Annotated in this window: 13 protein-coding genes, 1 tRNA gene and 1 pseudogene; 3 read left to right on the plus strand and 12 right to left on the minus strand. The window is 36.2% G+C overall.

What is annotated here, in order from left to right; all coding sequences use genetic code 11:
* Positions 1 to 26: 26 nt before the first annotated feature.
* Positions 27 to 482, plus strand: a pseudogene (locus AAGD51_RS03210) (Rpn family recombination-promoting nuclease/putative transposase); the annotation flags it as partial.
* A 194-nt stretch (positions 483 to 676) separates the two neighbouring features.
* Here AAGD51_RS03210 and AAGD51_RS03215 read toward each other — a convergent pair.
* Genes AAGD51_RS03215 through AAGD51_RS03240 form a run of 6 tightly spaced genes read right to left on the minus strand, consistent with a single transcriptional unit; the run spans position 677 to position 4,306 of the window.
* Positions 677 to 1,792 (minus strand): FtsW/RodA/SpoVE family cell cycle protein, encoded by a 1,116-nt coding sequence (locus tag AAGD51_RS03215; protein ID WP_341810505.1) that lies wholly within the window; start codon positions 1,790 to 1,792, stop codon positions 677 to 679.
* Positions 1,789 to 2,505 (minus strand): bifunctional demethylmenaquinone methyltransferase/2-methoxy-6-polyprenyl-1,4-benzoquinol methylase UbiE, encoded by a 717-nt coding sequence (gene ubiE, locus AAGD51_RS03220; RefSeq protein WP_006279624.1) that lies wholly within the window; start codon positions 2,503 to 2,505, stop codon positions 1,789 to 1,791. Before ubiE ends, AAGD51_RS03215 begins: the two co-directional genes overlap by 4 nt.
* A gap of 53 nt (positions 2,506 to 2,558) precedes the next feature.
* Positions 2,559 to 3,422 carry a lipoyl synthase gene (gene lipA, locus AAGD51_RS03225; RefSeq protein WP_077188099.1) on the minus strand — a complete coding sequence of 288 codons (864 nt, stop codon included), beginning with the start codon at positions 3,420 to 3,422 and terminating at the stop codon, positions 2,559 to 2,561.
* Positions 3,415 to 3,729 (minus strand): 50S ribosomal protein L28, encoded by a 315-nt coding sequence (gene rpmB / locus AAGD51_RS03230; protein WP_006279619.1) that lies wholly within the window; start codon positions 3,727 to 3,729, stop codon positions 3,415 to 3,417. Before rpmB ends, lipA begins: the two co-directional genes overlap by 8 nt.
* A gap of 37 nt (positions 3,730 to 3,766) precedes the next feature.
* On the minus strand, positions 3,767 to 4,108 hold the full coding sequence (locus tag AAGD51_RS03235) for a DUF721 domain-containing protein (protein ID WP_064125521.1): 342 nt from the start codon (positions 4,106 to 4,108) through the stop codon (positions 3,767 to 3,769).
* A gap of 45 nt (positions 4,109 to 4,153) precedes the next feature.
* Positions 4,154 to 4,306: a hypothetical protein gene (locus tag AAGD51_RS03240; protein ID WP_341810506.1), complete on the minus strand. Its 153-nt coding sequence runs from the start codon at positions 4,304 to 4,306 to the stop codon at positions 4,154 to 4,156.
* 118 nt (positions 4,307 to 4,424) lie between these two features.
* Between AAGD51_RS03240 and AAGD51_RS03245 the strand changes: the two genes are divergently transcribed.
* Positions 4,425 to 4,643 (plus strand): hypothetical protein, encoded by a 219-nt coding sequence (locus tag AAGD51_RS03245; RefSeq protein WP_236514764.1) that lies wholly within the window; start codon positions 4,425 to 4,427, stop codon positions 4,641 to 4,643.
* A gap of 242 nt (positions 4,644 to 4,885) precedes the next feature.
* On the opposite strand, the gene iscX is transcribed toward AAGD51_RS03245, so the two are convergent.
* The 3 genes from iscX to rpsD all read right to left on the minus strand — a co-directional run bounded on the left by iscX (position 4,886) and on the right by rpsD (position 5,827).
* Positions 4,886 to 5,086, minus strand: coding sequence for a Fe-S cluster assembly protein IscX (gene iscX, locus AAGD51_RS03250; protein WP_077188100.1), 201 nt, complete (start codon positions 5,084 to 5,086; stop codon positions 4,886 to 4,888).
* A gap of 30 nt (positions 5,087 to 5,116) precedes the next feature.
* Positions 5,117 to 5,203: transfer RNA gene (locus AAGD51_RS03255), tRNA-Leu, on the minus strand.
* A gap of 9 nt (positions 5,204 to 5,212) precedes the next feature.
* Complete coding sequence (rpsD, locus tag AAGD51_RS03260) at positions 5,213 to 5,827, minus strand: 30S ribosomal protein S4 (RefSeq protein WP_010962555.1); 615 nt, start codon at positions 5,825 to 5,827, stop codon at positions 5,213 to 5,215.
* Between the two features lie 113 nt (positions 5,828 to 5,940).
* Between rpsD and tkt the strand changes: the two genes are divergently transcribed.
* The gene (gene tkt / locus AAGD51_RS03265; protein WP_236514759.1) at positions 5,941 to 8,013 is read left to right on the plus strand and encodes a transketolase; all 2,073 of its coding nucleotides are present in this window, start codon (positions 5,941 to 5,943) and stop codon (positions 8,011 to 8,013) included.
* Positions 8,014 to 8,132: 119 nt separating this feature from the next.
* On the opposite strand, the gene AAGD51_RS03270 is transcribed toward tkt, so the two are convergent.
* From AAGD51_RS03270 to glpX, 3 genes are all read right to left on the minus strand, one after another.
* Positions 8,133 to 9,515, minus strand: coding sequence for an IS66-like element ISWen3 family transposase (locus AAGD51_RS03270; RefSeq protein WP_341810507.1), 1,383 nt, complete (start codon positions 9,513 to 9,515; stop codon positions 8,133 to 8,135).
* Positions 9,516 to 9,819: 304 nt separating this feature from the next.
* A complete protein-coding gene (locus AAGD51_RS03275) occupies positions 9,820 to 11,040 on the minus strand; it encodes a hypothetical protein (RefSeq protein ID WP_341810508.1) in 1,221 nt (406 codons plus the stop codon).
* Positions 11,041 to 11,270: 230 nt separating this feature from the next.
* Complete coding sequence (glpX, locus tag AAGD51_RS03280) at positions 11,271 to 12,197, minus strand: class II fructose-bisphosphatase (protein WP_077188185.1); 927 nt, start codon at positions 12,195 to 12,197, stop codon at positions 11,271 to 11,273.
* Positions 12,198 to 12,231: the final 34 nt, after the last annotated feature.

A 12,231-nucleotide genomic window follows, 5' to 3' on the forward strand; every position in this document is an offset into this window, starting at 1 on the left:
CCGGTTCGAGAAAAGAAGGACTTAGATCTAGCCATACCATAAGAGATGAGAAAACCAATGAACATGACTTAAAAGATTTTCAATTTATCTTCATAGAGCTGCCAAAATTTCCTAAGAGTAGAGCAGAACAACTAGAAAGTGTAGTAGACCGTTGGCTATTTTTTTTCAAATATGCAGATGAAACAATGGACGAAGATCTCAGAAAAATTGCGGAAAAATCACCAATAATAAAGCTAGCATATGATGAATTAGATAAGTTTCACTGGAATGAAAAAGATCTAATAGCTTATGAAGAAAGAATAATGGATCTGCGCAAAGAAGAAGCCATTCTTGAATACAGACTTGATCTTGCTAAAGAGGAAGGTAGAAAAGAGAGGGAAATTGAAGTCGCAAAGAATCTACTTAAAGCAGGTGTTTCTTTTAATATTATAGCTCAAACTACTGGTCTTTCTATGAGTGAGATCAAAGAATTGCAGAATTAAGTGTGAATGGTTACGAAAAATATAAGTTTTTGCGATAAACGACATAGTGATGTATTTGTTGTTCAGCATGTCAGTGGAATATTTTCTGAAAAATTTCCACATAACTCTTTCAGATTTCATAATATCTCTTGCCACTCATCTGAACAGATACCCATTTTGGAGGGATACCAATAATAGTTGTGAGCGGTACAAGTTTAGTCCATATACCTTCCAAGCATAACACGCTCACAAAACTTTAATGCGATAGCTTGGTTTCTACTGAAAGACAGCATTATGCCAAGTGCGATGCTCGAAGATAAAAGAGAAGAACCACCATAGCTAAGTAATGGCAGGGTTATGCCGGTGGTTGGAAAAACACTCAATGTTACCCCTATGTTTATTATGAATTGTGTGATGAATTGAATTGAGATACCGAGAATCACCAACAGATTAAATAATTCATTTTCCCTATATGCAATGTAAAGCAAGCGGGCGGAAATGATGCCAAATAACATCAATGTGGCTAAGCACGTAATCAAACCAAATTCTTCTGCTAAAACAGAAAACACAAAATCTGTATGGCAATCAGGAAGAGAGGCTTTTACGCTACCTTCACCAGGTCCAACTCCAGTTAATTGACCTCTTTTGAATGCTTCTAATGATTTTGTGACTTGAAAGTTATCGCGTTGCGTAAAAAAGACAAAATTGTAAATCCTTTGCTTTATATGTGGGAGGCATAAGTAAGCTATTGTAGTTCCAGTTGTGGCCATTCCTATTATGCATAGAAAGTATAAAAGTGGTATACATGCAATAAACATTTGACCAATAAAAGAATATGTTAAAAGCATAGACATACTGAAATCAGGTTGCAAAAGTAACAACACAAAAACTAACAGAAATATTATGATTGATATGTGTATTTTAAACTTCATTTCGCTGGCCAAGATACTAGCTATAACAACAGAAAAAAATGGCCTTACGAACTCAGATGGTTGAACTGAAATTTTGACAATATGTAACCATCGTTTCGCACCTTTTACCTCTATACCAAGTATTATCGCAGTTGCTACTAGAATAGTAAATAAAGCGAAACCTGCGAATGAGAGGTTAAGTATAGTTCTTGTGTTGAGAAAAGAAAATGTCACCAAGGTAATTAGTGACAGGACTATATAAATTGTATGGCGCCGTATAAAATAATCTTGTGGTAAAGAAAGACGCTGCGCAATTACAGGGCTTGCTGAATAAACAAGAATGAAGCTTATAGTGAGCAAAAAAAACACTGGAAGGATGAGATAATAATCCAGCGTTCTATACCAGAGTTTAATATTCATTTTGTTCCAATGTGTAATGCCACTATTCCATAGCTCATATTATGAAACTCAACATTCTTAAAACCTACCTCTTCAATTTCCATTTTAAAATCAGCCTGAGTTGGAAACTCTCTAATGCTCTTCACTAAATATTCATAAGAACTCTTGTCTTTAGCAACTATGCTGCCAATTTTAGGAATTACTTTAAATGAATATAAGTCATAAAGTTTGGTAAATATCTCATTTTGATAGTGCATAGGGGCAAATTCTAAGCAGATAAATTTCCCATGTGGTTTTAATACCCTGTGCGCCTCATTTAAAGCCTTCTTGCGGTCAGAAACATTTCGAATACCAAAAGCTATTGTGCAATAATCAAATTCGGAGTCTTCAAATGGTAAACTTTCTGCACTTGCACATACCCAATCAAAATTAATTTGGTTTGAATTTATAGCTTTATCACGTCCTCTGTTTAGCATGTTTTGATTTATATCGCATACTGTAACCTTAGCACTTGGCTCTTTTCTTACTACTCTTATTGCTATATCTCCAGTTCCTCCAGCAACATCTAAAACCTGAGAGTTTTTTGTAAAATGCACACTATTTACCATCTTATCTTTCCATAATCTGTGCATTCCGAGGCTCATTATATCATTCATGGTGTCGTAGCGACTTGCCACGGAATCGAATACCTCTTTAACTAATTGTGATTTCTTCTCGATTTTTATAGTAGACATTACGTAAAAACTCCTTTATAATTAGTAAAAATTAATTTGAATTAACACAAATGTCAACGACAGGCCTTGAGCCTGTTAAAATCTTCTTCAGCGTGGTATGATGACCGAGTTAGTGGGCTTGATGCAACCACTAGGAACCCTTTGGAGTAAGCGATATATTTATAATGCTCAAATTCCTCTGGGGTAACATACCTATCAAGTTTTGCATGTTTTGGAGTTGGTTGTAGATATTGACCAATTGTAATAAAATCAACCTCAGCACTGCGCAAATCGTCCATAACCTGCAGTATTTCCTCTTTTGTTTCTCCAAGACCGACCATAAGCCCTGACTTTGTGAAAACTTTGGGATTAATCTGCTTTACCATCTTCAGTAAATATAGTGAATGAAAATAGCGAGCTCGTGGTCTTATTTTTGCATACAATCTCGGCACTGTTTCAATATTGTGGTTATAGACATCAGGTGATGCAACAGCGATTGCTTCAAATGCTCCTTTCTTATTTAAAAAATCAGGAGTTAAAATCTCTATTGTTGTTTCTGAAGTTATCTTTCTAATTTCTTCTATGCACTGTATAAACTGATTTGCGCCACCATCTGGCAAATCATCACGATCAACGGAAGTAATAACAACATGCTTTAAGTTTAACTTTTTTATTGCTTTTGCTAAATTTTCTGGTTCATGAGGATCTAGTTTATCAGGAATGCCAGTTGCAACGTTGCAAAATGCACAAGCACGAGTGCAAACAGAACCGAGAATCATTACAGTAGCATGACGTTTATTCCAACATTCACCAATGTTTGGACATGCAGCCTCTTCGCACACTGTATGCAAGTTATGCAGTTTAACGATGTTTAAGGTCTCATTGAATACTTCACCGGTCGGAGCTTTTGCTCTGAGCCATTGAGGTTTGTTATGCATCTGAAACGGCTAACTCTACCTCTTGCTTTACTAAAACTTTTTTCAACCTTCTTTTTATCTTCTGCGCTTTCTCACTTAGTTTAATCGTTCTTGTGTTGAGCAAAAAAGCATCTAAATCACCTTTGTAATCTATAGTTCTCAAAGTTCTTGTTGCCACACGAAATCTAAACTTTTTATTTAATATATCACTTGTCAACGTAACCTTATGTAAATTTAAAAGAAAGGTACGCTTTGTTTTACGATTCGAATGTGATACCTTATTACCAAAAGATTTTTTTCTATTTGTTAATTCACAAACTCTACTCACTTCAATATACCAAATTATTCTATGTACTTAGATTACCTTATATAGTCAAATAGTCAATACTCTCTTGCTTAATTTTTATACCATATACTGCTTTATAGCCAAAAAATATCGTAATTTTTTCTATTATAAGAGAAATCATATGCTGAATTTCCAATGCTTTGCTGCCATTTGTTACTACCAGATGCAACACACCCGAATTTATATTCTGTGCATATGAGATCTTTTTCGGTTTTGTACACTCTGCTATTTCTTTCCCTACTATATTTCGCCAGTTTAAAATCAGACGTATTTCATTTTTACTAATCTTATTTTTCATGCATTTTAATGCATAGTTTTCAATTATAGACTTTAATTTTTTTGGACCGCTGTGTTTGAGCATTTTTCTGTTTTGTTTCTAGTATAACTAAATAAGTAAGGTTTACCACTACATTGGATTTCTTAAAGCCCTGTCATTCCAGTGCGTACTGCACAAACATTGTAATTTGAGTCCACCAGGGAGGATGTCATCCCAGTGCTCAGACACATAGCTGTACGAACATTCATTTTTGAAGGTAAATTGCACAGCAAATGGTGTCATTCCAGTCTGGAATCCAGAAATTTTGCTTATAACTGAGCTGATGAGCTAAAGGTAGTTGTCTTACGCTAAAATAAACGTTTTTAATTAAGTTGCATAGAACCAGTGTCTGGGCACTGGGATGACACCCCACTGGTGGGAATTGCTCCCAAACTACAACGTTCGTACAGTTGTGTGCTCAGACTACTTGGATCGAGAAAAATTGATTGTGCACTATACAACATTTTCGATCAAAAGCTGGATGCCAGTGTCAAGCACTGGCATGACACCATTTGCTGTGTTTAACAAAAATAAATGTTCGTACAGCTATGTAGCTGACACTGGGATGACAACCTTCTAACTGCTTTACAAACCTCTAGCCTCACACCATAAAAGCAGTATTTTTATGTAAAATTTATCTCAACGTAGCACTTGTCAAGTAAGTCGTTCCATTCAAAAATTTTTGTTTTGCCTCATAATTAACCTTATAGCTGTTTTAATTGTAATTGGTTAAATTATTATTAATTTGCCAGGCTAGATCCAAAAAATAGCATAATCAATATGCAAATTGTAATAGAAATCACGTTTGCGTATGGTTTATTGCTATGCGGTTAATCTTTCCTCAATCCAAGCTGCTTGAATAGCTTCGAGTATTTTTTCGTTACAGCGTTTTTCATCATCATCAAATTCCTCTAAACTCAAGACCTTTTTTTTAAGCTCAGTGAATCTGATACTAATTATATTCTCATCTGGAAATTTTTCCTCCAGAGCTTCTACAATATCTTCTATATCAAACCATTTCATACTTTTTTGTATTTATCTGCTAAGTTAAATTGGTGCCCATGGGGAGACTTGAACTCCCAAGGTCGCAAAACCCACGGATTTTAAGTCCGCTGCGTCTACCGATTCCGCCACACGGGCTTTTTTTATCTATCTAGAGTAAAACTCTACTACTAAATTGACTTCCATGTCTGCTGAATAAGGAACCTCAGAATATTGAGGTGACCTCAAATACTTCACTGAATGCTCTTTACTATCTGCTTCTAAATAATCCGGAGCCTTGCGCTCTTGTTTTTGTTCAGCCTCTACTACTACAGGGATTTTTGCTGCCCTTTCTCTTATTTTTATTATATCACCTGGCTTCACTCGATAACTCGATATGTTAACCACCTTATCATTAACTGTAACGTGCTTATGAGATATGAGCTGCTTTGCTGAGTAAATTGTTGGAACAAGACCAGAGTGGTATAAAACAGAACTTAATCTCGATTCTAAGATACCGATAAAATTATCAGCCGTATAACCCTTTCTGTTATAAGCATCTAAAAATGTACGTCTGAGCTGCTTACTTGAAATCGCATAGTAAAACTTAAATTTCTTATGCGCAGCAAACTGCTTACCAAAGTCGGATAACTTCTTGAATCCAAGAATACCATGTTGACCTGGAGGGTATTTCCTTTTGTTTACTGGGTCTTTAGCTCTACCCCATAAATTTACACCAAGTCTACGGCTAATCCTATACTTTCTAGTGATAACAGTTGTCATATAAAAACTCTCACGATTTAACTTTAGATTATTAAGGATTTTAGCACTCAGTGTCAACTTGTTTTTGCTGATATAATCTTTTATACTTCATTTTTAAGTTTTTCTATTAACACATGAATCATTCACATTTAAAATCTATGGCAAACGCCATCCGTTTTTTATCAATTGATGCAGTACAAAAAGCAAACTCTGGACACCCAGGTATGCCACTTGGCATGGCAGATGTTGCAACTGTTTTGTTTGCTAAATATCTGAATCATAATCCTGATGATTCTAAATGGTTCAATAGAGATCGCTTTGTTTTATCAAACGGTCATGGGTCAATGTTACTATACTCAATATTATATTTGACAGGTTATATTAGCATAGATGAGCTAAAAAACTTCAGGCAAATGGGATCCAAGACCCCAGGTCATCCAGAGTTCGGCTTGACTTCCGGGGTAGAGGCAACAACAGGCCCGCTCGGTCAGGGGTTTGCCGCTGCTGTTGGCATGGCACTTGCTGAATCAATCCTTAAAAAGCAATTCAGAATCAATCACCACACTTACGTGATGCTAGGGGATGGCTGTCTTATGGAAGGAATAAGCCATGAAGCAGCATCACTTGCTGGGCATCTTAAATTGAATAAGCTCATAGCTCTTTTTGATGATAATGATATCTCTATAGATGGCGCTACTTGCCTTTCCTGCTCTGATGATGTAGAGAAACGCTTCTTAGCGTATGGATGGAATGTTGACAAAATTGATGGCCACGATTTTGATGCCATATCCTTTGCAATAGAGCAAGCAAAAAAGTCTGGTAAACCTACAATGATCTGCTGCAAAACCATTATCGGAAAATTTTCAAGCCGTGCTGGCACATCCTCTGCTCACAGTGGTGCTTTTTCGGAGGAAGACATAAAACAGATGAGAGAGAAATTAAACTGGAATTATGAACCATTCCATGTACCAGAAGATGTGAAAAATGCCTGGAAGAAAACTGTTGAGAGAGCAAAACAAAACTACACGATGTCATTCCAGCGCGTAACGCTGGAATCCAGGAAAGAAGAAAAAGAATGGATCCCAGTGTCAAGCACTGGGATGACAAGAGAGAGTACTGGGATGACAGAAGAGAATGCTGGGATGACAGGGTATCATGCAGAACTTCAAAGACGGTTAGATAAACATCTACCAGATAATATCGCTGGTGTTTTAGCTGACCTGAAGAAACAAATATGTGAGCTAATGCCAAACGAAGCTACTCGATCTTCTTTCGGCAGAGTAATGGAACTTTTAACTGAGTCTATGCCGGAATTAATCGGCGGTTCTGCTGATCTTACTGGGTCAAATTGCACTAAATATAAGCACATGCAGGTAATAAATAGCAATAATTATAGTGGCTCTTATGTCCACTATGGAGTGAGAGAGCACGCTATGGCAGCATGTATGAATGGTATGGCACTTCACGGCGCGATTCTTCCTTATGGCGGCACTTTTTTGGTATTTTCCGACTATTGTCGTCCTGCTATACGTCTTTCAGCTCTGATGAAGCAGCAGGTTATGTATGTCATGACTCACGACTCAATTGGAGTGGGAGAAGATGGCCCAACTCATCAGCCAATAGAGCATTTAGCCTCTTTGCGTGCTATACCAAATCTATATGTTTTTAGGCCAGCCGATGCAGTTGAAACTCTGGAGTGTGTTAGCATTGCACTCGAAAAGAAAGAATCTCCAGCACTGTTTGCGCTCTCAAGGCAAAACGTAAGTTACATGCGCAAGTTCTACTCTGATATCGATCAATCTGCTAATTTATCGAAGTTTGGTGCATATATTTTGTGTGAATGTTCAAAAGAATTAAAAGTGACGATATTTGCTACGGGGTCCGAGGTTGAAATTGCAGTTGAAGCAAGGGAGAAATTGCAGGAAAAGGGTATAGGTACAAAGATTGTTTCTATGCCATGCTGGAGGCTTTTTGACGAGCAAAGCGATGAATATAAAGCGGCAATATTAAATAATGACAGCATTAAAGTTGCAATTGAAGCCGGAAGTGAAATGGGTTGGCATAAATACATAGGTTCAAACGGTATATTTATTGGCATGAAAAGCTTCGGAGAATCAGCACCTTATAAAACACTTTATGAGCATTTTAATATCAGTGCTGATCACGTAGTAAAATGTGTGTGTGAGAAACTGGTTTACATTGAGTAGACTTCTTGCATTACTCTACACATCTGTGTTCATTGCACTATAATGACCACCACTACTATCTTCTTCGTCTAATGAATCGGATCTAAGTAAAGAAACACGTATCCGTTCAGGAGAGTGGTTTAAGAAACAATAGATAGGAGATTTTGGAAAGGATTGAGACCCCTTTGTTTCCAAGTTAAGTATAATGAAATTATCCGCTCAAGGAATGTATTTCCCCGCTTTGATTGTGTAAAATATGAGTTTTTGCGATAAACGACATAATGCCGAATTTGCCGTTCAGCGTGGTTATTTGTCAGCGGAATATTTTCTGGGTCATCTAAAAATTTCCACATCATTCTTTCAGATCTCAGAACATTTTTTGCAACTCGAGAGGCTCCAATTGCTTCAGGTAAACGAGATATCTCCTTCAAGTAATACTTTGTACGTTTTCTTAATTTTCTGGCACGTCTGACAAACCTCAAAACATCTATCTCACTTTTTAGTAAAGCTTTTTTTAGTGCAAATAATTCAGTGGCCACGTTTCTCAAGTAACAACCCAGAACTTTAACTTCAATATTCCAACTATGTGCTAATCTTTCAAAATCTCTTGATAAATGTGCCCAACAGATTTGCCTGTTTTTATCGGCAAAATAATTGTATGCTGCATACCTGTCAGTTATTACCAAGCTATTGCGATTGCAGAATTTACTATTTTGTAAAACTTTCATTCCTCTTGACTCTGTAAATTTTACAAAACTTGCCGTATTGCTTGCAAACATCCAACACCAAGCGAGTTTACCTTTGTTATAATGGCTCGTTTCATCAATATGTAGAACTTTACTCCTACTTATCTCTTGTTCGATCTGCTCATACATTTTTTTGCATTTTGAAGCAACTCTATGTTCACTATTTGATATGCTACCGACGCTTATGTTCAAATTGAAGATATCATTTACGACACTCGCTATTTCGCGTTTTGAATTTTTGTAGAATCCGCTGAACGCTGCAATTATTGACTTAACCCTTGGACCAAATGTATCTGGCGTAACACCTTCCGGTAACTTGCTACTTCTTCTCTTTCCGCATCTCCGACAACGGCCATGTTCTAACTGATATTCCACTACATAAGGCTTGATTTCTGGAAGATCAACTTTCTGATGAATATATGGTTTTTCACATATTGCAATTTCTCCTCCGCATTCGCAAGTATTAGGCAACTCTATCTTTACTACTTTATCTGCATCCATGTTGGCGCGAAAACTTCCTTTATGACCAACCTGACCGCCAATATTCCTTTCGCTTTTCGGCTTATTCTTTTTTATTTTATACAACTCTTTGGAACTTGGTATTGATGAATTTTTTGGGCTTAAACCGAGTCTTTCTCTTAACTCAGCATTTTCTATCTTTAAAGCCTTATTTTCTGCTTTTAAACTTTCATTCTCTTTTTCCAATCTTTCTATTTTTGCTTCTAACCTTTCTATTTTTTGCTGTAAATTTTTGCAAAGTTCTAAAAGGTTTACCATATTATTTCACTTTTGCTCTATGATTATCTTTTTAGATCACCTTGTCTACCTTATTCTGCCACTCCGCTGAACGGATACGCCTAAACTGTCTCCGTTCAGCAGAGTGGTTTAAGAAACAATAGATAGAAGGTTTTGAAAAGGGTTCAGCCTCCTTTGTTTCCAAATTAAGTATAATGAAATTATCTTTTCTGCTTTTAAACTTTCATTCTCTTTTCTATTTTTTGCTGCAAATCTTTGCAGAGTTCTAAAATATCTTACCTCACTTTTTCTCTATGATTATCTTTATTATCCTGTTTCGTCTACCTTATTTGCTACTCTCTTGAACGGACTCTCTCTTGAACGAACACTCTACAGTTACTCTTTCATCAATAGCTGAGCGAGGTGCACCGGAACCAGGTACAACAATATTTTCGTGCGATTGCGTACTCTTCTTTTCCTCATATGGTATTTGCTTAATGAAATGTGCTGCTAAAACTTCATGTAAAGCTTTACCTTTTATAAGCACAGCCTCGTTTTGCTTAGCTAATTCTAAAATTTCCTTTGGTTCAACATCTTTACCGTCAATAGTTGATTTTTTAATACTAACTTGACCTAAATTTATATTTAGAACAACAGCGCAGTTAAGGTCTTTTCCAGATTCATCTTTTGCACCCCAACTAATTTCGATGTCACATATTGCAAATTCTGTAAAGGAGTAGTTCCTCTGTTGTTTCTCATTCTTCTCAATTGTTACTATTCTTTTATCATTACTGTATATTTTTACTCTTTGTGCCTCATTTTTAATTGTTTCCATCCTTTTAGTCTTTTCGCTAAAAAGACGACTAGTTTCTAAACTCTGTCCAGGTTTAGTAATGTTGATACTAAGATTATCATAATGATTAACAAGATGTCCTGCCTTTTTGTCTGGCCAATAACATCCATCAAAGAAACCAATTAGATCATCTTTGTTTAGAAATTCTTTTGCATCATTCATTCCTTCGTCAATTCGAAGAAGATATCTACCCAACCTCTTTTTAAAATTTTCTTTTAACTCCTCCTGATCTTTAGAAGTAAGCTTCTTATCCAATATATCCATTATTTCTCTTTGCTTACTTAATACCACATAGTTAAAAAGGAAAATGCTCTCCTTCTCCCGTCGATAATAGTTTGCTATTTTGTCAAATGGATCTGCTGGCCGGCCGTTATTATAATTTACAGAATCAGAAGAATCTTGACATTTATTATCCTTAAAATTGAAATTCAATTTTTCAAAATCTGATAACACTTCTTCTGCCCTATCTTTAAAAGACCGAAGTCTATCTTGAAGTTCTTTTCCATAACTCATTCCTTTGTCAATTTGAAAAACATATTGACTATATTTCTTTCTAAACTCCTCCTGTTCTTCGAGAAGAGGAAGATTCCTATCTAATATATCAATTATTTCTTTCCGCTTATTCAATATCACGTAATTAAAGAGGGAACTCTTCCCCTTCTTTTCATAATCGTCTGCTATTTTGTCAAAACACTTATTATCCTTAAACTCCAATTCTCAAAATCTGAGAGCACACTTTGTACCTGAGTCTCATCGAATTGAAGATTTGCTTGAGGAGATAGAAGAGTCAACTTTTCTTCACTTTCCTTGGTACTCGAATTTTTGTAAAAACCATTCAATAGATTTACAATACTAGAAAACATTTCACACCTCTATTGTTATAAGTAAACTTAATTATATCTTAATGCTAAATGTTGTAAAGCTAAAATTAGAAACTAAAAAAGCTAACATAAGTTCTGCATTGTTTGCAGCTTTATCAGCCTATTAGGCAGAATTATTAAAGAATTAGTTGAATAGGTATTATGATTCAATTTAACTCCATCCACAAGTTCTCCGCTTGTTACTCCAGTTGCAATGAACACTGATTCACCTCTTGCCATATCTTTTACGGCGTAGACTTTTTCTGGGTCATCAATATTTAAATTTTTTGCTCTTTCTCTTAACTGATCCGTATCAAGTACTAATCTTCCCTCCATCTGTCCGTCGATAGAGCTTAGCGCTGCAGCCGCAAGCACTCCCTCTGGTGCTCCTCCTATACCGATATACATATCATGATTGCCATTTATTAGTGAAACTATGGCCGCAACATCACCATCATCTATTAGTTTAATTTTTGCTCCTAATTTCCTGATTTTCTCTATTAATTCACTATGCCTTTCACGTTTAAGTACAGTTACCACGAGATCATTCACTTTGCACTTTTTTGCCTTGGCTAAATTGTCTAGATTCTTTTCAATGCTATTTTTTAGTGAGACTACACCCTCTGGAAGATTTTTTCCTACCGCTATTTTTTCCATATAAACATCAGGTGCATGTAAAAAATTACCTTTTTTCGTTGCAGCAAGAACAGACATTGCCCCTGGTTTGTAATGAGCACAAATCGTAGTGCCCTCAAGTGGGTCAACGGCAATGTCGATTTCAGGACCATTTCCAGTGCCAACCTTCTCGCCAATATATAGCATCGGCGCTTCATCTCTCTCACCTTCACCAATTACGATAGTACCATTTATTTCCATTGAATTTAATACTGTACGCATTGCATCAACTGCAACCTGATCAGCCCTTTTTTCATCACCAAAGCCTGCCAATTTATACGCAGCAAGTGCTGCAGCTTCGGTCACTTTAACTAATTTATAGGCTAAATCTTCCATCATTTGCTTTAAGAACTATATTCAATATATATCA

The sequence above is a fragment of the Wolbachia endosymbiont (group A) of Volucella bombylans genome, assembly GCF_964026965.1.
Taxonomy (GTDB): domain Bacteria; phylum Pseudomonadota; class Alphaproteobacteria; order Rickettsiales; family Anaplasmataceae; genus Wolbachia; species Wolbachia pipientis.

Bases quoted from the DNA above. Each gene is read 5' to 3' on its own strand.
- AAGD51_RS03270 (WP_341810507.1), bottom strand. From the start codon at position 9,515: ATGGTAAACCTTTTAGAACTTTGCAAAAATTTACAGCAAAAAATAGAA.
- AAGD51_RS03245 (WP_236514764.1), top strand. From the start codon at position 4,425: ATGACACCCCACTGGTGGGAATTGCTCCCAAACTACAACGTTCGTACA.
- lipA (WP_077188099.1), bottom strand. From the start codon at position 3,422: ATGCATAACAAACCTCAATGGCTCAGAGCAAAAGCTCCGACCGGTGAA.
- ubiE (WP_006279624.1), bottom strand. From the start codon at position 2,505: ATGTCTACTATAAAAATCGAGAAGAAATCACAATTAGTTAAAGAGGTA.
- iscX (WP_077188100.1), bottom strand. From the start codon at position 5,086: ATGAAATGGTTTGATATAGAAGATATTGTAGAAGCTCTGGAGGAAAAA.
- AAGD51_RS03235 (WP_064125521.1), bottom strand. From the start codon at position 4,108: ATGCTCAAACACAGCGGTCCAAAAAAATTAAAGTCTATAATTGAAAAC.
- tkt (WP_236514759.1), top strand. From the start codon at position 5,941: ATGAATCATTCACATTTAAAATCTATGGCAAACGCCATCCGTTTTTTA.
- AAGD51_RS03215 (WP_341810505.1), bottom strand. From the start codon at position 1,792: ATGAATATTAAACTCTGGTATAGAACGCTGGATTATTATCTCATCCTT.
- glpX (WP_077188185.1), bottom strand. From the start codon at position 12,197: ATGGAAGATTTAGCCTATAAATTAGTTAAAGTGACCGAAGCTGCAGCA.
- rpsD (WP_010962555.1), bottom strand. From the start codon at position 5,827: ATGACAACTGTTATCACTAGAAAGTATAGGATTAGCCGTAGACTTGGT.
- AAGD51_RS03240 (WP_341810506.1), bottom strand. From the start codon at position 4,306: ATGACACCATTTGCTGTGCAATTTACCTTCAAAAATGAATGTTCGTAC.